The organism is Herpetosiphon llansteffanensis (assembly GCF_003205875.1).
In the GTDB taxonomy this organism is placed as follows: domain Bacteria; phylum Chloroflexota; class Chloroflexia; order Chloroflexales; family Herpetosiphonaceae; genus Herpetosiphon; species Herpetosiphon llansteffanensis.
In genome coordinates, this window is sequence record NZ_PUBZ01000106.1 from 1 (window position 1) to 24,010 (window position 24,010).

The window sequence follows — 24,010 nt, forward strand, 5'->3', positions numbered from 1 at the left end:
CCCCTGACCCCTGACCCCTCAGCATTATGGCTTGCGGGTAAACAGATAGGTTTCTGTGCCAATATCCATGGTCAAGGTTGGCTGGTTGTTGGCATCAACGCCTGTTTTGAAGGGAATGCCAGTGAATGGTGGCGTTACTGAGAGGTAGCCATCAGGCTCGCCTTGTTCGTTCAACAAGGGCTTGAATTGAGTTTGAATCGCGCCAATATCGAGCCACAATTCCTCGCCATTGAGCATCAAGGATACATCGCCCAAGGCAGGGTTGGTATAGCTGCCCAACAATGCTTCAGCGCTAGCAGGATCAAACTCGGGCGCAATTTGTTTGCTGATTTCGCCCAGCGATTCTTCGATACTTTGCGCGCTATAGGCTGCGGTTTCTGCGGCCTTGCTTGGCTGATCAAAGGCCAATTCAAAGTAGCGGTCGCTAATGCTGGTGACAAAATGATTGGCATATTGACCATTGCTCAGCACCACAATCCCAATCTTGGCCTCTGGAATAAAGGCAAACTCCGATGAGAAGCCAAAGGTTGTGCCGCCGTGGGCAATAAATTCCAAGCCATGATAATCGCTAATCATCCAGCCAAGCCCATAGCTAGTTTTGGCATCGATCGCAACTTGTGGCTCCCACAACACATCAAGATTCTGATCGGAGACCAAGCGCTTGCCGCTGGGGGTAATGCCATGATTGAGCAGGGTAATCAAATAGTTGCCCATATCGTTGGCCGTCGACCATTCGGTTGCGCCAGCTGGAGCCACACCCTTGATCGCGAATTCCATACTAATTGGCAAGGTTTGGTAGGTCGAACTGGTCAGATCCAAGCCATGCGGCAAGGCATGGTTGGGGCTGGCTTCGACAACTGCTTGCTCAAGCGTGGTGTTATTCATGCCCATTGGTTTGAGCACGCCTTCGGTCAGTGCTTGGGCAAAAGTTTGATCAAGCTGAGTTGGATCGCCGCCGCTGGCAGCTGCTGCCGCAAAGCCACCAATTGCCACCATCTGATTGCTATATTGGAAGGCCTCGCCAAAATCGGTGAAAAACTCAAAATCAGCAACCGAGGCGATAATGCCTTGGGCATCCAAATCTTCAGCGTTGAAAATCATCTCGAAATCGCGGCGCGGCACGCCAGTACAGGCACAAACCAAGTGGCGCACGGTAATTTGCTTGGTTCGCTCAGGATCTTTAACTTTGAAGTTTGGCAATATATCGACAACTGGCGTATCCCAAGCGAGCTTCCCTTGATCGACCAAGGTTGCCATCAACAAGGTGGTCAAACTTTTGCCAGTTGAGCCAATCATCAGCTGCGTGTCTGCATCAATTGGTGCTTGCGAAACAACGTCGCGCACGCCAAAGCCATTGCTGTAGACGATTTTGCCATCTTGTACAATCGCCACGCTCACGCCAGGAACCTTATATTTGGCTTGTTCGGTTTGAATAAAGTTTTCTAATTCGCTAATTAATTCCGGCCCAACATCAACCCGTTGATCAGCAGTGACGGTGGTTTGGTTCATTGCCAAAATCGTATAGCCCGATTGAATGATGCCAACTTGGGATTGGCGTTTGGTAATCGTCGCATTATCGCCTTGAATCAACATCAAATAGGCTACGCCTTCGTGCAATTGCGCCATTGCCACTGTTGATTGGCTGGTATTTTTGGTATCGTAGGCAGCAACGAAGGCTTTTTCTGCTCCGTTGGGCGAAGGCACTTCTTGGCTATCATCGGGCGTGAGTTTAAAGCTTGGGTCAGCTTGTTGCCAGCCCAATTCAATTGCTTTGGCAAGGTCGGCTTCCTCAACACTCAGCAGAGCAATTTTGATTTTCTGCTCAGGATCGTTGAGCCGCACAATCCCCGCTTCTTCGGCGAGTTGCCAGTTGGTAGGAATTGGCACTGAGAATAATTGGCTGGTGCTAGTATAGATCGTTGAGCTTTCAACGCCAGCGCTTGGACTGGTTGGCGCAGCGGTGGCCGTAGCGGCGCTGGTTGGTGCAACAGTTGCCGCACTAACGCTGGTTGGTGCAACAGTCGCAGTAACGGCGCTTATAGCGGTTGGTTGGGGATTGGCAGAAGTACAACTGGTTAAGAGCATTGCGCCCATGCCAGTGAGCAAAATCCAGCGTTGCCATTGGGGCAAAAATTTAGCAAAATTCGCCATAAACTACCTTTCAACCTAACATAGTACAACAATCACGTTTCCAGAAGAACGTTTATGAACAGTGCAGTGATTGATGGTAGGATAATTGGTTGAAGGTCGTTAGGGCTAGGTTAATAATGCTGAATTGCGCTCGCTCAAAATACAAGCCGAACCACTCAATCTAGCAGGTAGGCTCTCGTACCAAAGATCGAGCTTGGCTCATCTGGTTGGCAGGTTATCAGCACAAAGCCCCCAACCCCCTTGCCTATAACGCAAGCAAAGAGTTGGGGGCAATCTACTCATTGTTTAGGGTGTCCAAACAAGATAGAGTGGGGTTGCAGCATAGACAACCCCATGCAGATCGGTAAATTCCACAGTTAGGGTCTGGCCAGCCCTTGGCAGCAGTACACTCGCTGGCACTACCACCAAGGTTGGCTGTGGTTGCCCGTTGATGCCATATTCGTGGCGGAATATCTCGCTTGAACCAACTTTTAATAGCACCGCATCATCGACTAAACCAGGCACAAGGCTACTCGAATCGGCGGAGAGCCAATACGTGCCAGTACGTGGCAGCACACTTGGCAAGGTGATTGTAGTCGTAGCAAAGAGAAATCCTGGGATTGGCGCTGGGCTAGTTGGCACTGCAGACGTTTCCAGCGTGGCAATCACAGTAGGCTGGCCACGAGTTACCAATGGCAAATATTGAATATAGCTAACTGGCGTGCTGGTTGGTGTACTCGTTGGCGTATTGGTTGGTGTGTTGGTTGGTGTGTTGGTTGGCACAGCCGTGTTGGTTGGTGTGTTGGTCGGCGTGTTGGTTGGAACAGCCGTGTCGGTTGGTGTATTGGTTGGGGTTGCCGTGTCGGTCGGCGTGTTGGTTGGTGTATTGGTTGGGGTTGCCGTGTCGGTCGGCGTATTGGTTGGCACAGCCGTGTCGGTTGGTGTATTGGTTGGGGTTGCCGTGTCGGTTGGTGTATTGGTTGGTGTGTTGGTCGGCGTATTGGTTGGTGTGTTAGTTGGCGTGCTCGTTGGCGTATTGGTCGGTGTGCTGGTTGGGGTTGCCGCTTGGGCAACAATGGTCACAATTCCACCAGCACTGGTCGCACTCTGACCATCAGGGTTGGTTACCGTGACGGTGCGTGTGCCCAAAGTGGCTCCTGCCGCAACACTCACATTCAATGAAAGCTGAGTTGGACTGATGTAACTGACACTATTTACCGTTACGCCACCGCCGTTAATGCTCGCTGCAATGCGGTTTGCAAAGCCAGCTCCAGGATCATAAAAGCCTGAGCCATTGGTTGCTGTCCCATTAATCGTAATCGTGGCGGTTGAGCCTTGTTCGATCGAGGCTACGCTGCTACTTGAAGGAGTGGCTGGGGGTGGGGCGAGCACCTTAACAACCTGCACCCCATACGAATCGGTTGCATTGGTAAATTCCTGAATCGTCCATATGGTCATGTCGTCGCTGGGATCGAGGCTGGTGTATGAAGTATTGCCCCAGAATCGTCCGGTAGCCCTGCCAGGATCGCCTGCTGGATTATAATTAAACGTGGTAGCAGTATAGGGGGTTGGCGCTTGGGCCGTTCCAAGCGTATCACCTGCTAGACGACTGGTCATGGCTGCATCGGCGCGGGCGTTAATTCCTGCTCGGCTGAAGCCAAACACCGCATGGCCTTGACCAGATACAGCAACCGTTGGTACCCAGTAAAAAATCGGGTTTGTTGCCGTCGAATCAAAGATAGTCCCTGATTGCCTTAAACTTGGGGTTGTGGTGAGATTCTGAAACTCATACCAACGCACCGAGTTGCGCGCACCGGTTGCTGTGCTGGCAACTCCAGCGCTATTTGTGCGAAAACTATGCGCCGTCCAGAGGCGACCATTACGAATCATGGCAGAATACAAGCGATCGTCAATTCCATCAAGCTGACCATTCGTCCCGCCAGTATTGCCAAGGTGGGGAACCCGCGTAGGAAAGGTAGTGGTTGGAACAGTAACCGCGATGTTGCCCGATATGCTCGGCGTGCCAGCAGGATCGCTCACCCGCCGAAACATGATCGTGCTAAAAGTGGCATTATCAACGCCAACAAAATAGCCTTCGGTTGCGGTTGGGTCAAAATTATCAACGCCTTGGGGCGCAAATGGGCCGGCGCCAGTGCCAGAGGCAACCAAGCCATTGAATGGGGTTACGACAATTGGCCCAGTTTCAAGAATTGAGCTTTTGCGCACCACATAGCCATTCGTTCCCACAAAGCCCCCGCTAGCCGAAAACAGATTGGCCCCGATATAAAGCGCGTTGACATCAACACCTAGGCTGGGATTGTCCATAATATCGGTGGCGCTGCCTTGAAAAAAGAAGAACGTCCAGACAGTACTAGAGCTAATCACCCCACCACTAGCAACATCACTCACTGCAAGCAGCACTCGATTGGGCTGATTGCCGGTTTGACCAGGCAGATCGATCGCTGTCACGATCCAGCGCTGGGTTGGGCGATCATAGCGAATGCGTGGTTCCATAGTTAGATTATTCGAGATCGGTGGGGTCATGACTGAGGCAAAAAAGCTATCCAAGCTGCTATCGATCACGCCATCGGCAACTCCGGTGGCTTTGTTGAAGCTGCGCACTCGCCCATTGATTGCAACCACAAATTGGCTTGGCCCAACCGTGCCCATGGTGCTTGGCGGAAAGCTATTGCTATCGGCCAGCGTTGCAGCAGTAAAATTGGTGCTCAAACTAGCCAAGGCTGTTGCACGAGATTCAGTCTGGATTGGAGCAGCAGGGCCAATCATGGGCGGCCATTGGCCTACAACAAGGGCTTGAGGATTTTCGGCCAGTTGCTGGCGATTAACCTGTAATTGTGGCTTGGGATGGCGTGAAGCTGCTGGCAATGTATCGGCGATGGCTTGGCTAGCCATAATTGCAGCGGTTGTACGTTGCACGCCACGCGCCCCAGTTTGCGGCATGCCGCGCGTTTCGCCAGCAGCAAGTGAGCGAGGCGGAGCATCGAACTCAGCCCGAGCACGAACGCTGGTGTCGGTGTAGGCCATGGTCACGAGCAGAAAAGTTAGGATAATACAATGAACCGGCTTCAACCGCATGAAGATTCTCCTTACACAGTGGATGAGCATTCGATAATGGTCGAAAAAAGCGCATGCTCTCTCAGATCGCAGCGCGCAGCACAGCAATTCCAAACAGCGATCATCAACTTAACGATCAAACTGAGAAATACTGGAATTAATAAGCGAACCGGAGATTAACAATGCTTTGGGCCAAGCCATCGTAGCATAGCTTGGCCGCGCATACAGCAGCAGATTTCAAACTCAAGCGGCCAAATCCAATCAAGAGCTACGACAACCTATCGCAGCCTAGCCTACTCGGCAGGGTGCAGGCTAAAAATCGGGGTTGGGTTAGCTTTGCCTTTTAAACCGATCGTCCCCAAATCGACACACCGCAACTGAGTATGAATTAACTGCTGCAAACCAGGCTCAAGCAAAATCTGGCCAAGTTCGGCGGCTGCCATCAAGCGCGCAGCAGTATTAACCACATCGCCAAGCAAATTAAACTCGCGCCGCCCACGCGGCTCGCCAATTTCGGCGGCAAAGGCTGGGCCATAGGCTAAGCCAATTTTGCAACCAATCCGTTGTTGATATTGGCGAAATGTTAAGGCTGGGGATTGTTCAACTAAGCGCTGGATTGTCAGCGCAGTTTGGGCCGCCCGCAGCGCATCATCAACATGCGCCCCAGTTACCCCAAAATGAATCAAAATATTCGAGCCAGATTTATCGTAGGTGACGTTTTTGAGCATGCCGCCAGTCGTTTCCACCGCTGCGTTAATCAAGGCAAAAATCCGCGAATAGGCGGTGATCAACAATGGTTCTTCGGCGGGGTCGAGGTATTCGGGCGCGTCGCTGATGCCGCTTAGGTTCATATAAATTACTGGTAGTTGCAGCCATTGCGGCGGCACTTTGCGCTGGGCAGCAGTTTCAACCAACAATCTCAACACCGATAACGGTAGAAAACTGGCCAATGGCTCAATTGCGGTCAGCATTTCTTCAATTTCGCGCACCAGCGCCTCAACGCTGCGATCGAGCAAAAATCCACCTGCTTGGCGACGTTTGGTTGGCGCAATATCGTATTCGCCCAATGTTTGCTCGGCCAAATCATCACAGACCAAGGCATAGCCATCGGCCAACGGCTCGCAACGATACAAACCAGCAATCGCCTGTTGTGCAGCTTGGCTCAAACACACGCGCCCAACTTCGCCAGCACCCTCAGCATATTTGGTGATTTGAACCGCCTCGCCCAACAACACATATTCCATGCGTTTGGGTGTGCCAATATCGGCGGCAATAAAACGCCCTCGATGCAGGCCAATCCGCATGCCAAGCGAAATAATTCCTTGCGGCGTGGTTAATTGATGAAATTGGCTCATTGCCCGCTGCATCCGCAGACCTGCGCGTACAGCCAGCGCGGTATGGTTGCGCTCGCCATCAGCAGGAAACTGCACCAACATCGCATCGCCAGTCCATTCCAATAAATTGCCGCCAGATTTACTAATAATTTCGACCATCTGGGCAAAATAGGTATTCAACACATTCAGCACTTGGTCGGTGGCCTGGGCATCGCCATGAGCATCCATCAAGCTGGTAAAGCCTGCCAAATCGGTAAACATTAACGTGCCTTCTTGCCAGGCAGAACGAGCGATGCCTGGCGTTGGCGGCGTTTCAGCCACAAAGCGCGGCACATAATCGCCAAGCATACGCCGCAACGTGCGCAGATGCTCAAATACCTGAATCAAGCGCTCAGGAATTGGCTCGACCCACACTGAGGCATACAACATTGCTGGCAACAATGAACGTAGGCGCGGCTCTAGCAAGGTTAATGGATGGGTTGGCATAGTCCGACTCCTTGACCACAGGATAGCTGCAACTCAAGTATACAGCGCATCCCACACATCAACCACACAATCTCTTCATTAGTTCCTCACACTTGCTGGCTAGAATTGCTCATAGATTAAACGTTTGAGCAGCCAATTTGCTCAACCACAGATTCTTGGAGATTTCGTATGAAACCATTTGCCCGAGCATTAATCACCAGCATGCTGGTTGCCATATTAACGGCCTGTTCCAGCAATCAAACGACCACAACCAGCGTTAATTCGGTTAGTAGCGGCCAAGAAACCAGTTCAAATTCCGTTGCAGCAAGCAACCCAACCATTGTCGTACCAACCGTCGCATCAATCGACGAAGCAATGGCCAGCAAAGCCACGCCTCACGACACATCAGCTGATTTGGCTTGGCAACATGCCGATCTGGTTGAGATTAAACTCAACGCGAATAGCATCACGGCCAGTAATCCCAACGTGAAGATCGACGGCACGACCGCAACGATTAGCGCAGCAGGCAGCTATCAACTAAGTGGCAATTTGAGCGATGGCCAAATTATTGTGGATACCGCCGATCAGGATTTAGTGCGCTTGATTTTGAATGGCGTAACGATTCATAGCTCGACCAGCGCACCAATTGCAATTATGCAAGCTGAACAAGTGGCGGTCATTTTGGCCGATGGCACGCAAAATACACTTTCAGATACAGTTGATGCTTCGGCCAATGCCACCACGAGCGAAGATTTGCCCAATGCTACCCTCTACAGCAAGGCCGATCTTTCGATTGATGGCAATGGCAGTTTGACGATTCAGGCCAATGGCAACGATGGCATTACCAGCAAAGATGGCTTGGTCGTCAACAGCGGCACCATCAACATCACTGCGTTAGATGATGGCTTGCGTGGCAAGGATTATCTGGTGGTCAACGGCGGCACGATCAGCATCAATGCCCAAGGCGATGGCCTCAGCGCCGATAACGAAGAAGATGCAACCAAAGGCTATATTTCGATCACTGGCGGCAGGTTGAATGTTACTGCTGGCGGCGATGGCCTGAGCGCAATCACCGATATTTTGATCGATGCTGGCGAACTGACGATTAGCGCAGGTGGTGGCAGTAGCACTAGCATTAACGCCGATGCCTCAGCCAAAGGCTTGAAGGCGGGCCAAAATTTGGTGATTGCCGAGGCAACAATTACGATTGATGCAGCAGAAGATGCGCTTCATTCAGATAATAATGTCACGATCAATGGCGGCACAATCGGCCTCGCTGCTGGCGACGATGGCGTGCATGCAGATGCAACCCTGACGATCAACGGCGGCGATCTGACGATCAGCAACTCCTACGAGGGCTTGGAAAGCGCCGTCATCACCATCAACGCTGGCAACATTAGCCTCGTGGCCCAAGACGATGGCGTGAATGTGGCTGGTGGCGATGGATCGAGCATGCAAGGCGGTGGTATGGGGCGGCCAAGCCGCAACGATAGTTTTGCTGCTGGCACCTACTTTTTATATATCAACGGCGGTACGTTGGTCGTCGATGCAACTGGCGATGGCTTGGATGCCAACGGCTCGATTGTGATGAACGCTGGTTTGGTGCTGGTGCACGGGCCAACCGCGCAAATGAACGGCGCATTGGATTATGATGGCGGTTTTGCCTTGAATGGTGGAACCTTGGTTGCAGCTGGCAGCGCAGGCATGGTGCAAGCACCTGATAGCAATTCAACCCAAGCTTCAGTGCTGATCAACTATAGCTCAGCGCAAGCAGCAGCCAACCTTGTGCAAATTCTCGATCAATCGGGGCAAGCAATTGTGAGCTTTACGCCACGCAAACAATACCAAGCCTTTGTCTTCTCGTCGCCTGCTTTACAACAAGGCGCAAGCTATACGATCAATAGCGGCGGCACGCTCGAAACCAGCGCCAGTGGCTATGGAGAAACGACTGCCAATGCTGGCGGCACGGCCTACGCTACCTTCAGCGTCAGCGACATCGTGACCCAAGTTGGCCAACGCATGGGGCGGCAACGCTAAGTAAGGATGAAGGATGAAAGAGCATAGAACATAGAACATAGAACATAGATGTAATGGTACATCTGGTTAACCACGGCTTGCTCCCCTCACCCCAACCCCTCTCCCGTGCGCGGGCGAGGGGCTTTAACACGCTGGTTCTGCGCAATGCGTCGGGGGAAACGCGAACGAGGAGCTTTCACTGCGTGGCTTTTGCATGATGTGTGGTGAAAACCGGTGCTCCCCCTCGCCCGCGTTCAGTGGGAGAGGGGGCTGGGGGGTGAGGGAACATGATTGCTCATCGAATGACCCATTGCACCTAGAACATAGAACATATGAATATGGCTAGAGGCTTTGGGCTAGCGGAAGTTTCGTAGGCCAATAGCCAAAAGTCACAAGCCTATAGCCATCCTTCGTGCTCTTCGCGATCTTCGCGGTTCCAACAGCAAGCCCTTATGTTCTCTGCGCCTCTGCGTTAAAACGTGCTTTTGCGCTCTTTAATTATCAAATTCGGCTAAAATAGGCCTAGTTCGTTAGCTAGGGAGCACATATGGCGGCAAGCAGCAAAACCCAACGTTGGCAGATTGGCCTGATCCTCGGATTTTGGCCAATTGTGCTCTTCGCCTTATTCAACGATTCGGCATGGCTCAACGCGCAAGGCTTCAACGGCCAAATTATTAGCAACCTAGCTGCACCACTCTATTTTGGCTTGATGCTCTACCATTTGCGCCCCGACCAGCGGCTGATTGCGCTGGTATTTGTGCCATTCTCGGCGCTTGGCGAATATGTATTTAGTTTGCTGCTCGAACTCTATAGCTATAAATTTGCGGCAATTCCCATCTATGTGCCGTTTGGCCATGCAATTTTGCTCAGCACAGGTCTGCTGATCAGCGAATTGGATTGGGTTAAGCAACGCACCCAAAAGCTCCGTTGGGGCTTGCTATTCGGCCATGCAAGTCTGTTTCTTGGGGCGTGGCTGCTGTTTGATGATAGCCTGAGTGCGATATTTGGCCTCGTTTTTAGCCTGATTCTACTGCTGTTTCGGGCGCAGCTTTTGCACCTCATCATGGGCTTTTTGGTGCTCTACATCGAATTAATGGGCACATGGCTTGACTGTTGGCGCTGGGATCTGAATCCGCTCAATGGGCTGTTGCATACCACTAATCCGCCGGTTGGGGCGTTTGTGTGCTATGTAATTGCCGACATTATTGTGATTATGAGTTTGCGCTGGGGTCGCTGGATGTGGGGCTATCGCCACAATCGCCATGCCAAAGGTTCAGCCGCCTATTATCAACAAAAATTGGCCCTAACCCAACAAATTTATGCCGATCAGGCCAGCCAAGCAGCAACCAATGAGGCTGATGGCTTTGGCAAAGGCTATGCGCTTGGCACAGTTGGCCTGCGTTATGTCGAATTAAGTCAATTACCTGCGGCAATCACCTGCTTCGAACGCACGCGCCAATTGGCCGAAAGCCGCAACGATTTGGCAATTTTCCATTTGGCGGGCTGGCATTTGGGCAACATATTCTGGCAACAAGGCCAAACAGAACCAGCATTGCAATTAATGAATGCTTATGTCAATTATCTTCAAGCGGTCAAAGCGCCTCAGGCTGAGCATTTCGCTGCTCAATTGCAATCACTCACCACAGTTTAGCTGCTCGCTTGACGAAAGTCAGGCACTTCGCTTTCAACCCGCCGCACCCGAGGATTGGCATAGGTCAAGGTAATCAAACCCAACATCAACACGCCCATTAAGCTAATGACCAACCCCGTGCCACGCCCCGTTGTTTGGCTCCAAGAAAGGTTGGTTAAATTGCTAATCCAGCCATCGGCCTGTACACCTGGCTCGAAAAGGCGTTCAGCCAACGGGCCAGCCAGTAAAAATGCCACCGGCAAGCTTGATTGGGCCAACATGCGCCGAAAGGCCAACACCCGCCCTTGCAACTTTGGCGACACTTTGGTTTGCCAAATTGCTTGAGTAGATGAGGTTGCCACGGCGATGCCAAAATAATAAAGCCCATTTGCCAGCGCCAAAACCCAAATTGTAGGATACAAACCCACCGCAATAAAACCTAGCGCAAAAATCAAGCGCACGCCAACTACGCCGTGAATCCGTTGTTGCGGCCCGCCCCACGTACTCATCAACAAACTGCCAAATAATAAGCCCCAGCCGCCAGCCGAAACTACAAACCCAAAATCAGCAGAACTGCCAAGCGTCAAGGCCAATGGCCCAGTCAAGGCATCGACAATTCCCAACAGCAAGTTATTCAGGCTATAAAAAATCAATAAGCCAAATAATCCTGCATAGCTGCGAATAAATTGCCAACCTTCGCCTAATTCACGCCAAATCGAGCGCGCCACCGCCGTAGTTTGCTCGCGCCCAGGAATGTTGATCAGCATGAGCGTGATGACCGCCACGCCAAAGGTCAGCAAATCGAGCACAATAATCCCAATTATTCCCAAATACAGCACCAAAAAACCACCAAGCAACGGGGCTAAAATATCGGTCAGCGATTCAGAAAACTGAATCATGCCGCTTGAGCGGCTAAGATGCTGTTTGGGAATAATTAATGAAAAAGCAACAGTTGAACTCAGTTGTTGAAACATACTACCAATTGAATTAATTAACCCAAAAATATAAATAAATTCTATGAACATTGTTTTGGTTAAAAAGAGCACTAATAATACAATTGTGTTGAGAGCCAAAATTGAGTCACTAAGAATCATCACGGTGCGTATATTCCAACGATCAACCCAAACCCCCACAAATGGCGCTAAAATAATTCCAGGCACCATAATAAAAAATAAATTTAATGCAAAACTGGTAGCTGAGCCAGTTGTTTGATACACCCAAACCCCAAGCGCAAAACTGGTTAAGCGAGAACCAAGCAGTGAAATTAATTCGCCTAGCCAAATCCAAAAAAACGTGCGCAGCCCATTCGCATTTGATTGCATCCAAAACTCCTTGCTCAAATCAGAATCCACCAGCCAGAAACAGCAATAACTGATCTCACTGGTGGATTCTCAACGGTGTTAGCGAATTAAATTAGCCTTTGCAGCCTTGTTCAACTTCGCTAGCTGAGCCTTCAGTTGTAACGATGATTTCAAAATCCATGCGGATCACCTCCTTTCAAAAGAAAATTAAATGACAAGCAGCGTTTAGATCGCAGGCGACCATAATCTGCGGGCTTGTTGAATATCGTTAATCAAATCGTGTTGCGCAGTTGTATAATTGGCATCACGCTCAATAATAATACAATCAATTGCAGCTTTTTGGCTTAGCTGGCCAAATAATTCAAAGACTTCAGGGTGTACAGCTGTTGAATGGGAATCGTGCCAGAAACCATTGATTTGTTCGCCACCAGCCAAATGTGCATGTACAATCCGATCATGCGGCAAGGCATTGATAAAATCCCAACAATCAAAGCCAAAATTCAAGCTGTTGTACCAAACATTGCTCAGGTCAAGCAAAACGCCTAATCTATCATATTGATTTGCTAGTTCCAAAAAGAATTCTTCAGCAGTCCACGGCGAATCTGCAATCCGCACGCTATAGGCGATATATTCAAGGACAATCGGTGCTTCCAAGAAATCTTCAATCCGTTTTATTTTATCGATCACGCGCTTCAGCAAAGCTTGGCTATAGCTATTTGGGCAAAAAAAGCCAACCTGAAAGCCATCGCTAGCGGTCATCGCCATATGGTCGCTAAAATAGGGCGAGCCAGTCAGATTAAGCAGTTGTTTGATGGCGGCAAAATATTGCCAATTAGGCTCGGCCATCGAAACAAGATTCGCCGTTACGCCATGTAAAACCAGCTTGAATTGCTCGCGCAGGCCCGCCAATTCTTGATGGTAGAGCAATTCGCCAGCTTCAATATAGTGCTCAGGCGTAATTTCCAGCACATCAATTGGCGTGGCGGGATTGAGGATAAATTGGCGTAACTCAGGCCGATAGCCCATGCCAATGCCCTGTGGTTGGCTCACTAATTTGCTCATTGCTGCTCCTCAAACAACCAAAATCATTGCTTGGGCCAAGCGTTGGCACAACTGCACCAAGCCATCACGCGTGCGCTCCAAACTTGCTTGATCGCTGCTCAGCGCTTCAGCAATTTGGGCAATGCTACGCACGCCATCAACATACTTTAAGGCTTGAATCACCGCCGCATTAACCTGCATCAGCTGAATATCGCGCTGGCCCTGCCGTCGATAGATAATTAAATGGGTTGACTGGGGCGCTAATTCAACCAAATCGGCAGCTTGCTGCTGCAAAATAGTGGTCAAGGGATAGGCATAGGTGGCAAAATTGACCGTGCGATCACAGCGCAATACACTGCTGGCAGTAATTTGCGGCGTTTGATAATCAGCCACAGCTTCATAATCCGAGGGCGTGCGCAGCGCCCGATAGATTGCAGTTTCAGCCTGCAACACCGCAGCAATCAACTCAATTTGCGGCAAATCAGCATGAACATGCAACGACTCGGTTAAAAATGCACTCAAATGCAAGAGATCGTTGCTGGCATCAAGCGGCGCAGGATAGAGATCAAGGTAGCGTTTAAGCAATTGTTCGCCAAGTTCGCCCAGTAAATCGAGAGTTCGGGCCAAAGGGCGGCGCATTCGGCGCATTCGGCGAGCAGTAAATTGCTGATGAATATCAGCTAAATCGGGGTAGGCAAGCTGAATTTGAGCTTGTTCGCTGCTCGAAAGCGCATACTGATGCAGCAATAATTCGGGCTGAAACCCAAATAATTGATAACTGGTTGGGTTGGCGATCAAACGGCAAAGAAGGGCTTCGAAATCGTGCTGCATAGGCTCACCGATTGAAAAAGTTGGGTTATCTCTCAAGGGACAGGCAGCAGTATACTTGATTGAAATCCAAATGTCTATATAGCTGTTGAGCACATTAGGGGGGATATTTACGCTATGAGGGCTATTGGCTATTGGCTATAGGGTTTAGGCTGGCAAGAGCCGCATCCTTCGGTTCTCTGCGCCTCTGCGTTGAAATTGATCCACGAAGAGCACGAAGGACACGAAGCACGATGTTTCGCCACGAATTCCACGAATTTCACCAATTAATGTTCCGATAGCCCATAGCCCATAGCCTATAGCCATACGTTCCCTGCGTTAGACTTTTGATTTCTGACTTTTGACTTTGCTCTCACTTCATCGTCATGGGCAGCGCCACTTGATACCACAACGCACCGCTTTCGACCGCGCCCATATCGCAGGCAGCGCCCATAAAGCCCGCCAAACCACGCTGATCGGTGATGTTGGAACTTGAGCACGAGCCAGCATCAACCGATTCACTATCTGCGCGTGGCAAGTAGGTTTGGGTCGGGCCGCCATACCAACCCAAGCTATACAACACAGGCCAGGTATTTGGCAAATTGCCATTGCTAGCTTGGGTTCCACAACTCCCGTCGTTCCACATGCTGAAGCTCATGCTGGGTGCTTGGCTGGCATAGCCACATTGTGCTCCTGCCGAAGCGCCATTACCCATAATAATGCTGTTATTGACGGTAAATTGCGTGCCAGCGTGATAGATTCCGCCGCCAGTGCTTTCGGCAGCATTGGCGGTCATGGTCACATGATCAATGCCAATCGTGCCATTCGGGCGATTACTCAGGCCAGCGCCACGCTGAGCATCGTTGCTGGCAATTGTGCTATAACTAATCACCGCAAAACCACTATTATCGAGCGCTCCGCCATCGCCACTCAAGGCATCATTGCGGGTCAAGGTTGAGCGTTCGATGATTAGGCTGCTTTTGTTACTGATACCGCCGCCTGATAGCGCCGATAAATTTATGTCAACAGTGCTATGTTTGATCGTCAAGCCTGCATTGGTGGCAACATAGGCTGCGCCGCCTTCATAAAACGCCACATTCCCTACAAGGTTGCTGGTGTTTACTTCCAGCACGCCGCCTTCGCGCAGATAGATGCCGCCGCCTTGGCCAGCAGTATTGCCCCAGATACGCCCAGCTTGAATTACGCCATGGCTTTGCCGAATAACCATGCCGCCGCCAAAATCGGTGTTTTCATGGCCCAGCAGCTCGTTTATGTCAAAATTTGTTTGGCTAATATCTAAAGTTGCCGTCCATGCCTCCAGCCCAGCACCTTCGGTTTCAGCTTTGTTACTAGTAAATTTACTATTACGAACCGTCAGCGTGCCCGTATTAAAGCTCAGGCCGCCACCGCTACCACTCGATTGATTGGCTTCAATCAGGCTGTCGATGATGAGCATGTTGGTATGTTGCGATCCAATTCCGCCGCCAAACTGGCTTGCTCGATTGTTTTTGATCGTCACTTGGTTGAGGGTGAGATTGGTAAAATCGCCGCTCCAATTTGGCTCGGCAAAAATCGCCGCGCTATGGTCAGCAAAGCCATTGCTCAAGGTAATGCGCTGGATCTCGACCCGCGCCTGTTGGCTAACCCAAAAAATGCGGGTGGTATTGCCGCCAGAGAGCGTAATTTTGCTGCCGCCATCAATCACCGAGCCATCGTGCAAAAATTTTTGGCTGCTGAGCACAATCGTATGGGGATTCGGGCCGCAATTAAAACTTAATGTGCCACCAGGCGCTTGCTCACCTGGATAAAGCTGGGCCAAGCCAGCATCAAACGCTGCTTCGGTGCAGCTAGCAGGCGTGCCAGTGCCAACCACCACACTATCGGCGGCAACTGGCTGGCTCTGCCAAAGTTGGGCCAAACCAAGCACGATCAATCCACTCAAGAAGATTTTTTTGCGCCGTAGCATCGTGGTTGCTCCTTTTGCATTCAAGTGATGAATGCAGGATAGCAAACAGGCGCTCGCAAAAGTTGACATTTTCTACCAAGCGTTATTCAAGGCTTGGATTTGTGGGCTGGCTCAGCTGATGACGCTCATCTTTGAGGCCAACTCCAGTCAAGCGCCGCTGCCGCGCTTGGCCCAACAAATAGAGCAATAACTCGCTGGCAGATGCATAGCTCAAGCCTTGTTGGTGAATGTTGGAGATGCAATTGCGCTCAGCATCGTTGCGGCCCCGCTGCGGCGCATAGGTTAAATAGATGCCCAAGCTATCGGCAACGCTCAAACCAGGCCGCTCGCCAATCAGAATCACGACCAACTCCGCGCGCAATAATTCGCCAATCTCGTCGCCAATCGCCACTCGCCCTTGCTCAACCAAGGTCAACGGAGCTAGCGACCAACCAAGTTCGCTCAATTGGTGCTTGATCAGCTTGAGCAAGGGCGCAGCATGGCGCTCAATCGCCACCGCCGATAAGCCATCGGCAACTACCAAGGCTATAGTCGCTGGCGCAGACTCTAATCTCTCAAGCTGTTGGCGCGAATCAGCATGCAGCATTCGGCCCAAATCTGGCCGCTTGAGATAGCTAGCACGATCCACGGCTGCGCTTTTGAGCCTAAGAATGTGCGGAAAATCTGCCTGCAATTCACTAGCAAGCGCCGCAAAATCAACTTGCGCATGCACTGCATCACGGGCCAAGGCATGGTCTTGTTGAAAGGCCAAATGGGCGTTGGTTGGCAAGCCATCACCAACTCGACCAAGCCCAATCCGTGCATTGGTGAATTGGCGCAAGCGCTGCCAAAGTTGCGCACTTTCTGGTTGTTCGGCCATTACAAACCTCCTAGCTGCGCCGCCGATTGCAGCAAACGATGGCGCTCATTGGCAATCAACAAACCAGCCTGATCAACCACGCCAAGCTGTTGCAGCCATGCTTCAAATTCAGGCGCAGGCCGCAAACCCAGCGTTGTTTGCACAAACCGAATATCGTGATACGAGGTGCTTTGATAATTCAGCATAATATCGTCAGCGCCAGGCACACCCATCACATAGGTACAGCCAGCGCTGGCCAAGAGCACGAGCAAATTATCAATGTCGTTTTGGTCGGCCTCTGCATGGTTGGTATAGCAGGCATCGCATCCCATCGGCAAGCCCAACAATTTGGCACAAAAATGATCTTCCAAGGCTGCACGGGTAATTTGCTTGCCATCATAGAGATATTCGGGGCCGATAAAACCTACCACCGTGTTGACCAACAATGGCTCAAAGGCCCGCGCCACAGCATACGCCCGCGCCTCGCAAGTCTGTTGATCAACACCATGATGGGCATTAGCGGAAAGCGCACTGCCTTGGCCAGTTTCAAAATACATCACATTATTGCCAACTGTGCCACGCTGCAACGAACGCGCTGCTTGATTGGCCTCGTTCAACAAGGCCAAATCGATGCCAAAACTACGATTGGCAGCCTCGGTACCAGCAATCGATTGAAACACCAAATCGACTGGTGCGCCACGCTCAATCACTTGCAAGGCAGTGGTGACATGAGCCAACACACACGATTGCACGGGCATGGCATAGCGCTGACGTAATTCATCAATTAAATGCAGCAGGCTGGTCATGGCTTGCGGGCTATCGGTCGCCGGATTGATCCCAATCACTGCATCGCCGCAGCCATACAACAAGCCATCGAAAATTGCCGCCGCAATGCCCTGTGGATCGTCGGTAGGATGATTCGGTTGCAAGCGCGATGAGAAACGGCCAACCAAGCCCAAGGTATTGCGAAAACGGGTAATCACTTGGCATTTTTTGGCAACCGCAATTAAATCTTGGTTGCGCATAATTTTGGCAACTGCTGCCGCCATCTCAGGCGTAATGCCAGCCGCCACCGCCGCCAATTGCTGGCTGTCGGTGCGATAATCGAGCAACCACTCGCGCAAACCGCCAACCGTCAAATGGCGAATTGGCGCAAACGCCAGTTGATCATGGCTATCGATAATCAAGCGTGTAACTTCATCTTCTTCGTAAGGAACCACCACCTCGTTGAGAAATGTAGTCAATGGCAGATCGGCCAAACACCATTGAGCCGCCACCCGTTCCTCTGCATTGGCGGCGCTCAAGCCAGCCAAATCATCGCCCGAACGCTCAGGGGTTGCCTTGGCCAACAGGGTTTTAAGCGAATCAAATTGATAACGGTTTTGGCGAATTGTATGCTGATAGCTGGTCATAAAACAGCCTCCTACAGCGCGAGAATGGTCAATTATGGCATTCTTTTTTATCAGTTGCAATTACGAGTAGGGATCAGGGGTCGGGGGCTGGGGGTCAGAAATGCAACTAGCAATAAAGAGAATGGAGCTTTAACGCAGAGGCGCAGAGGAATGATGGCTATGGGCTATGGGCCTATGGGCTATCGGAAGTTTATTCGTGCAATTCGTGCAATTCGTGGCTAAAAAACCGAGTCTTCGCGATCTTCGCGTTCTTCGTGGTTTCAGCTCTTCGTGCTCTTCGTACTCTTCGTGGATCAAATTCTTAACGCAGAGGCGCAGAGGAACGCATGGCTGTTGGCTATCGGCTGGCGCGAACCTAATCCTCATAATCTGTGCCAATCTGTGGCTAAAATACTCATTCGTGCCCTTCGTGCAATTCGTGGAATTCGTGGCTAAAAAAGCCTTCGCGTGCTTCGCGGTTTCGGCTCTTCGTGTCCTTCGTGGATCAAAACCCCTCAGCAAGTTCTCAGTTATTAATTGATTTTAACAGTTATACTTAATTGCATGAGTAGGGTCTTTTAGTTGTTGAGGAAGTCATGATGAACCGATTGTGGTTACGATCAAGAATCGTGATCGTTGTTATGGTTTTAGGCCTGATAGCCGCCTATCTGCCGCTGCCAACCTTCGCCAACACGCCAACACCCGCCCCAACCACGCTGCAAGCAGCATTCGATCAGGCTGCCACCGAGTTTGATGTGCCAAGCGAATTGCTGTTGGCCTTGAGCTACAATCTTTCGCGCTGGGAGCATCATTCAGGCCAACCAAGCACTAGCGGCGGCTATGGGGTTATGCACTTAACCGACATCGATCTTGGCCATTGGCAAACCAGCAAAGGGCTTGATTGGGCGACACCATTCAAACAGCCTGCCGAATTTCAAACCCTCGCCCAAGCTGCCAGATTGATTGATCAGCCAACCAGTGCCTTGATCAACGATCCAGTGCAGAATATTCGTGGTGGTGCAGCGCTGCTGGCCGAATATAGCCGCAGCATCAACCCCAAATTGCCAACCAATCTCGCCGATTGGTATGGCGCTGTCGTTTTGTATAGCGGCAGCAAAGAGCGTTCGACCGCATTTGGCTTCGCCGATCGGGTGTATGCGACGTTGCAACAAGGGGCAAACCGCCAGCTTGAAAATGGCGAGCAGTTGAGCCTTGCGCCAAGCGCAGTTACGCTCAATCGTCAAAGCGCCGCCAATCTGCAACTCTTGCAGGGCGATGATTTTCCCTTGGATTGTCCAGCAACGCTTGATTGCGAAGTCGTTCCTGCTGCCTATGCCTTGAATGATCCCGACGATCGCGGCGATTATGGCAATTATGATTTAGCCAATCGTCCAGTTGATGGCTTGGATTATCGCTACATTTTGATCCACGACACCGAAATTACCTATACCCAAACCATCAACGTGTTTCAAAACCCATTAACCAAAGCCTCGACGCATTATGTTGTTCGCGCCAGCGATGGCCACATTGCTCAAATGGTCGAGAACAAACATGTGCCATGGCATGCAGGCAATTGGGATGTCAATGGTCATGCGATTGGCCTTGAACACGAAGGCTATGCGATCGAAGGCGCAAGCTGGTATAGCGAAGCAATGTATCAAGCCTCGGCCCGCTACCACAGCATCAAGCAGGCATGCACTGGGACCCAGGTCCGTTTTGGGATTGGGCGCATTATATGGATTTAGTTCGTGGCGGCCCCGCCCAAATTAACAATCCCGACCCACAATTGGTAACGATCAACCCTGATTTTGAAACCAACATGCCAGCCATGACCTACTGTTACACGAGCAATGATTGCCGCGCTGTGCCAACCCAAAGCGCTAATTTTCTCTATTTGCACACCCAACCCAACGCTAATTCGCCATTAATTAGCAATCAATACATTGGCTCAACACCAACTCATGCCAACAACTGGGCCAATAAAGCGGTTACTGGCCAAACCTATGTTGTGGCTGGGCAACAAGACGCGTGGCAAGCAATTTATTTTGGCGGTCAAAAAGCATGGTTTCATAACCCAAATGGTGTGCACACCACTGCTGGCCAAGGGCTAAAAGTTCGGCCCAAAGTTGGCCAAGCCAGCATTCCGGTCTATGGGCGGGCCTATCCTGAGGCAGCCGCCTATCCACAAGGCATCACGCCGCAAGCAATCACGCCAATTTACACCCTGCCTGCTGATAATGTGGTGGTTGCGACCAAACTTTACACCAGCACCTACTACTCATCACCAGTCTACACGCCAACCCTTGATCCACGTTCGCACGTCGTGGTGAGCGGCCAAACCAAGTATTATCAAATCAATTTCAATCATCGGTTTGGCTTTGTCAAAGCAAGCGATGTTGAAGTGCAATCGAGCATCATCAGCTTAACCACGCCTCAAGCTGAGCAAGGCAGCATCAGTGGCAACAGCATCACCTACACCCTAACCTTGCGCAATCTTAGCCAACAAACTGTGCCAATTAGCCTGAGCCTCACAGGCAATACATGGCCAACCACGCTTACCAGCGCAGTGCCAAGCAGCCTTGGGCCAAACGCCAGCCAAACGATCACGCTGCGCGTCGATCTGCCAGCAGGCCAAAGCCCAAGCAGCGATCAGGTTTGGGTTAAAGCGCAAACCAGCGCCGACCCTCAACGTAACGCCGTCTTGCTACTACGTTCACGACTTGGACTGCCAACCTTCTTACCAGTCGTTGGCAAATAAGCAACAAAAAAGCACCCATGAATATCCTCATGGGTGCTTTTTGCTTAAAAGCTCGTTACTGGGCAGATGTTCCAAGTTTACCATCGTGCATTGGCAGGATGCGTTGTGCAGCAGCCCCAACCACCGGATCATGGGTCACGATCAAAAAGGTCGTGCCAGCCTGATTGATCGTGTGAAATAGCTCAAGTATATGGTCACGATTATGGCTATCTAAATTGCCAGTAGGCTCGTCGGCCAAAATAATTGCTGGTTTGGTAACCAAGGCGCGAGCTATCGCAGTGCGTTGCTCTTGACCACCACTTAATTCGCTAGGCATATGCTGGATTCGCTCAGCCAAACCCACCTGTTCAAGCACTTGAGCCGCGCGTTTGCGGCGCTCAGGTTTGGATACGCCAGCATATTTCAACGGCAAGGCCACATTATCCAAAATAGTCAATTCAGGCAAGAGATTATAGGCTTGAAAGATAAACCCAACTTGGCGATTACGAAATTGGGATAGCTGAGCATCATTCATCTGCGCAATATCAACCGAGCCATAATGAATACAGCCACTGGTTGGCGTATCAAGCCCACCCAATAATTGCAATAATGTTGATTTTCCGCAGCCTGATGAACCCATAATCGCCAAAAAATCGCCAGCCTCAATCTGTAATGACACATGATCAACAGCTACAACCGAACTTGAACCTTTAGCAAATATTTTGGCTACCTTATCGAGTTGAATCGCACTTCCCACTCTGAACTCCTTCCCTATCAATTATTGAACATTAATCGCGCGAGTTGGTGGCAAATTGGCAGCCCACCATGCAGGCAAAACGCCAAACGTAGCACCAATGAGCAAGGCGGTAACTCCAGCTACACCCAGCAAATGCCAAGGCATCGTTGGCGGCCAACCCAACTGGGTTTGTAACACTCGTGCCAGCAGGAGGCCAATCACCCCCCCAAGCAGCGCAGCACCCAAACAGATCTTGATTGTTTCAGCCAAAATTTGGCGTAAAATGGTATGTTTGGTCGCGCCAACTGCCCGCCGAATCCCAATCTCACGCGCTCGGCTCAGAATGCTAATAAAGGTGAGATTCATCAAGCCAACGCCACTGATCAATAAACATAAGCTTACCATCAGGCCAGCGAGCAAATAGATCTGGGTTCGTTGCGCTAAAAGTTCCTGGGTTATGCCTGCTGGCAAAATAAGAGTTGGCACGCCCTCAGGATGCCGAGCAGCTAAAAATTGCTCTAAGCGCTTGGCTGCTTGATCAAGCTCGGTCGTCGCGGGAATCTGCACCAAAATTTCGCCGTTGATCAGATACATATCCTTGGGAAAGTAGCTTTGAGGATCGTCGATCGTTGGGTTGATATTACTCTGCAATGGCGCATAAACCGCTCGCGGCGAGAAGCCTTGCGCAATCATCAATGGCCATGAATCAAGGCCAGCCAAAATCCCAACGACTGGCATGTTGCGCCATTGTTTTAGCTCGCAAACATCTGCCAGTTTACGCTCTTTGGCAATTTCGAGCGCCCGATCATAGCCCAAAACAATCACCTGACGGGCTTTAGTTTCTTCCTCTGCATTCAACCAACGTCCACATGCCAACGTAATTGGCTGCAAATCAGCCAGATTCGCACTTGCCTCAATCACGGTGTACATCGGTGAACGTCGCCAAGCAACCTGCCAAGCGGAAAATTCGGCCTTAACTGCGGCATAATCTTCATGAGTTAGGTAGATGGCAGGTTTAAATGGCTCCAAGCCGGATGTCCATGAAACGGCACTGATTGTTTTAGCGCCTGTGCCGCCAAGAATTTGATCGATGCGGGCGACCAAGCCGCTGCGTAACCCTAAAAGCATAATCAAGGCAATGATGCCCAGCATCACATTAGCCCCACCAACCAACCAGCGATGTTTTGCCAATGTCGTGCCAAGTTGCTCACGCATCATGGTACCTGGGGCTGCGCGGAGCAAATACCAGCTTGTTAGGCCAAAAGAGCCAACCACCATCGCTAGCATTACCAAGCAACTCACCGCAAACGTTTGTACGTCAAGCAACGGCGGAATGCCACTTAAGCGCGCAAAAAAACCTTGGCTAATCCAAGCAAGGAGTAAACCGCCAGCAACACCCATCCCACCAATCAATAAGCCAACCCCAATTAATGAGCCAAACAAACGTATTTTGGTTGCCCCGAGGCTGCGCTGAATTCCTAAGCTTCGGCGTTTCAGCACAATTGCCAAATAACTACTAATGCCAACCGTGCATGCCATCAGAATCAGGGCAATTGCTACAATCCAGAGGAAATTACTGTTGACCAGTTGTTGTAAATCACGCATTTGGGCTTGCTGATAGCTTGCTTGTTCACTTTCAACAACAACCCGCCAGCCTTCAGGCAAATTTTCAGCCAATTGGGTTTGTAATTGCCTTATTACTGCAGCTTGTTGGCCAGCCTCTGGCTCGACAACAACACTCGCCAAACCGATCGGCAGCGTAGGATCAATCAAGAAAATTGTACTATCGAAGGCCCGATCGAATACCGTGCGTGCTGGATTCAAAGGAGCCAATACCCCAGTTACCGTCAAACTATAGCTATGGCCTACGACTGCAGTTGCGACCCCAGGATGCATCTTAGCAACACTTGGAAAGGCACCAGGTGGCGGCGTATTAGGGTCTGAGCTTATCACCTGCCCAATTGGATCAGCCTGTGGAAAGAGATACGTCGCAATCGTTGCCCCAATGACAACATGATCAGCAGTTGGATCAAAACTTCCAGCAGCGAATGGCAGCTTTTGAACGCTAAAGAAATCGCTTGGCACGCGCCGCACCGGCAGATTAATCGTGCCATTAATGCCAAATGGTTCGGCATAATTTGACCAAGCAACCGCCTTGATTCCTACGATGCGCTTGATCTGTTGAATATCGAGATTTGCCTGCTGGAGCGTTGCCATATTGAGATCGACGTAGGAGCCAGCAAAAGGACTAGTCAATAAATCAAGCCCTTCTGGCTTCAAGCGATTAAGTTCGTCAACCCCAGCATTGACCGAATCAGAGGTAAGAATCACCGTAATTCGTTCGCCAATTGCACCATCAACAAGTTGGCGATATTGCAACTCGATTCCACGATACATGCCGATGAGCAAGGTTAGCAAACCTGCTGCTAAGGCAATGCTGAACACGGTTACTGACAAGCGAATCGTATTCAGCGACTTCAATGAAGCCATGGCAGTCCCTTCTCTCATAAGCCACTATCAGGGGTTGATAGTGGCTTATCCTA

The 24,010-nt window shown here is 50.7% G+C and carries 15 protein-coding genes; 4 read left to right on the forward strand and 11 right to left on the reverse strand.

Annotated features, from left to right (window positions below):
- Positions 1 to 24: 24 nt before the first annotated feature.
- From C5S61_RS16200 to C5S61_RS16210, 3 genes are all read right to left on the reverse strand, one after another.
- On the reverse strand, positions 25 to 2,151 hold the full coding sequence (locus C5S61_RS16200) for a serine hydrolase domain-containing protein (RefSeq protein WP_110516446.1): 2,127 nt from the start codon (positions 2,149 to 2,151) through the stop codon (positions 25 to 27).
- 285 nt (positions 2,152 to 2,436) lie between these two features.
- A complete protein-coding gene (locus C5S61_RS27450) occupies positions 2,437 to 5,226 on the reverse strand; it encodes a hypothetical protein (RefSeq protein WP_205701416.1) in 2,790 nt (929 codons plus the stop codon).
- 272 nt (positions 5,227 to 5,498) lie between these two features.
- A complete protein-coding gene (locus C5S61_RS16210; RefSeq protein ID WP_110516448.1) occupies positions 5,499 to 7,025 on the reverse strand; it encodes an adenylate/guanylate cyclase domain-containing protein in 1,527 nt (508 codons plus the stop codon).
- A 168-nt stretch (positions 7,026 to 7,193) separates the two neighbouring features.
- On the opposite strand from C5S61_RS16210, the gene C5S61_RS16215 reads away from it, so the two are divergent.
- Complete coding sequence (locus tag C5S61_RS16215; protein WP_110516450.1) at positions 7,194 to 9,041, forward strand: carbohydrate-binding domain-containing protein; 1,848 nt, start codon at positions 7,194 to 7,196, stop codon at positions 9,039 to 9,041.
- A gap of 526 nt (positions 9,042 to 9,567) precedes the next feature.
- Entirely contained in the window at positions 9,568 to 10,671 is a 1,104-nt protein-coding gene (locus C5S61_RS16220) for a YfgM family protein (protein ID WP_110516452.1), read from the forward strand.
- On the opposite strand, the gene C5S61_RS16225 is transcribed toward C5S61_RS16220, so the two are convergent.
- The 6 genes from C5S61_RS16225 to C5S61_RS16250 all read right to left on the reverse strand — a co-directional run bounded on the left by C5S61_RS16225 (position 10,668) and on the right by C5S61_RS16250 (position 18,015).
- Positions 10,668 to 11,972: an MFS transporter gene (locus C5S61_RS16225; RefSeq protein ID WP_110516454.1), complete on the reverse strand. Its 1,305-nt coding sequence runs from the start codon at positions 11,970 to 11,972 to the stop codon at positions 10,668 to 10,670. The genes C5S61_RS16220 and C5S61_RS16225 overlap by 4 nt on opposite strands.
- 204 nt (positions 11,973 to 12,176) lie before the next feature.
- The gene (locus C5S61_RS16230) at positions 12,177 to 13,013 is read right to left on the reverse strand and encodes an MbnB/TglH/ChrH family RiPP precursor modification enzyme (protein WP_110516456.1); all 837 of its coding nucleotides are present in this window, start codon (positions 13,011 to 13,013) and stop codon (positions 12,177 to 12,179) included.
- Positions 13,014 to 13,022: 9 nt separating this feature from the next.
- Positions 13,023 to 13,823, reverse strand: coding sequence for a hypothetical protein (locus tag C5S61_RS16235; RefSeq protein WP_110516458.1), 801 nt, complete (start codon positions 13,821 to 13,823; stop codon positions 13,023 to 13,025).
- A 349-nt stretch (positions 13,824 to 14,172) separates the two neighbouring features.
- Positions 14,173 to 15,765: a right-handed parallel beta-helix repeat-containing protein gene (locus C5S61_RS16240; protein WP_110516460.1), complete on the reverse strand. Its 1,593-nt coding sequence runs from the start codon at positions 15,763 to 15,765 to the stop codon at positions 14,173 to 14,175.
- 82 nt (positions 15,766 to 15,847) lie between these two features.
- Positions 15,848 to 16,624 carry an ethanolamine ammonia-lyase subunit EutC gene (eutC, locus tag C5S61_RS16245; protein WP_110516461.1) on the reverse strand — a complete coding sequence of 259 codons (777 nt, stop codon included), beginning with the start codon at positions 16,622 to 16,624 and terminating at the stop codon, positions 15,848 to 15,850.
- Entirely contained in the window at positions 16,624 to 18,015 is a 1,392-nt protein-coding gene (locus C5S61_RS16250) for an ethanolamine ammonia-lyase subunit EutB (protein ID WP_110516464.1), read from the reverse strand. The genes eutC and C5S61_RS16250 overlap by 1 nt, the downstream gene beginning before the upstream one ends.
- 578 nt (positions 18,016 to 18,593) lie before the next feature.
- Between C5S61_RS16250 and C5S61_RS16260 the strand changes: the two genes are divergently transcribed.
- Both C5S61_RS16260 and C5S61_RS16265 read left to right on the forward strand, forming a co-directional pair.
- Positions 18,594 to 19,739, forward strand: coding sequence for an N-acetylmuramoyl-L-alanine amidase (locus C5S61_RS16260; RefSeq protein WP_164689554.1), 1,146 nt, complete (start codon positions 18,594 to 18,596; stop codon positions 19,737 to 19,739).
- A complete protein-coding gene (locus C5S61_RS16265; RefSeq protein ID WP_110516470.1) occupies positions 19,730 to 20,752 on the forward strand; it encodes a COG1470 family protein in 1,023 nt (340 codons plus the stop codon). Before C5S61_RS16260 ends, C5S61_RS16265 begins: the two co-directional genes overlap by 10 nt.
- Positions 20,753 to 20,807: 55 nt before the next feature.
- Here the strand turns inward: C5S61_RS16265 and C5S61_RS16270 are convergent, their stop codons facing one another.
- Together C5S61_RS16270 and C5S61_RS16275 are read right to left on the reverse strand one after the other, a co-directional pair.
- Entirely contained in the window at positions 20,808 to 21,488 is a 681-nt protein-coding gene (locus tag C5S61_RS16270) for an ABC transporter ATP-binding protein (protein ID WP_110516472.1), read from the reverse strand.
- 21 nt (positions 21,489 to 21,509) lie between these two features.
- On the reverse strand, positions 21,510 to 23,957 hold the full coding sequence (locus C5S61_RS16275) for an ABC transporter permease (protein ID WP_164689555.1): 2,448 nt from the start codon (positions 23,955 to 23,957) through the stop codon (positions 21,510 to 21,512).
- Positions 23,958 to 24,010 lie beyond the last annotated feature (53 nt).

Coding starts and splice junctions, on each gene's coding strand:
- eutC (WP_110516461.1), bottom strand. CDS start 16,624: ATGGCCGAACAACCAGAAAGTGCGCAACTTTGGCAGCGCTTGCGCCAA.
- C5S61_RS16260 (WP_164689554.1), top strand. CDS start 18,594: ATGAACCGATTGTGGTTACGATCAAGAATCGTGATCGTTGTTATGGTT.
- C5S61_RS27450 (WP_205701416.1), bottom strand. CDS start 5,226: ATGCGGTTGAAGCCGGTTCATTGTATTATCCTAACTTTTCTGCTCGTG.
- C5S61_RS16235 (WP_110516458.1), bottom strand. CDS start 13,823: ATGCAGCACGATTTCGAAGCCCTTCTTTGCCGTTTGATCGCCAACCCA.
- C5S61_RS16215 (WP_110516450.1), top strand. CDS start 7,194: ATGAAACCATTTGCCCGAGCATTAATCACCAGCATGCTGGTTGCCATA.
- C5S61_RS16210 (WP_110516448.1), bottom strand. CDS start 7,025: ATGCCAACCCATCCATTAACCTTGCTAGAGCCGCGCCTACGTTCATTG.
- C5S61_RS16200 (WP_110516446.1), bottom strand. CDS start 2,151: ATGGCGAATTTTGCTAAATTTTTGCCCCAATGGCAACGCTGGATTTTG.
- C5S61_RS16230 (WP_110516456.1), bottom strand. CDS start 13,013: ATGAGCAAATTAGTGAGCCAACCACAGGGCATTGGCATGGGCTATCGG.
- C5S61_RS16275 (WP_164689555.1), bottom strand. CDS start 23,957: ATGGCTTCATTGAAGTCGCTGAATACGATTCGCTTGTCAGTAACCGTG.
- C5S61_RS16225 (WP_110516454.1), bottom strand. CDS start 11,972: ATGCAATCAAATGCGAATGGGCTGCGCACGTTTTTTTGGATTTGGCTA.
- C5S61_RS16265 (WP_110516470.1), top strand. CDS start 19,730: ATGGATTTAGTTCGTGGCGGCCCCGCCCAAATTAACAATCCCGACCCA.
- C5S61_RS16220 (WP_110516452.1), top strand. CDS start 9,568: ATGGCGGCAAGCAGCAAAACCCAACGTTGGCAGATTGGCCTGATCCTC.
- C5S61_RS16240 (WP_110516460.1), bottom strand. CDS start 15,765: ATGCTACGGCGCAAAAAAATCTTCTTGAGTGGATTGATCGTGCTTGGT.
- C5S61_RS16250 (WP_110516464.1), bottom strand. CDS start 18,015: ATGACCAGCTATCAGCATACAATTCGCCAAAACCGTTATCAATTTGAT.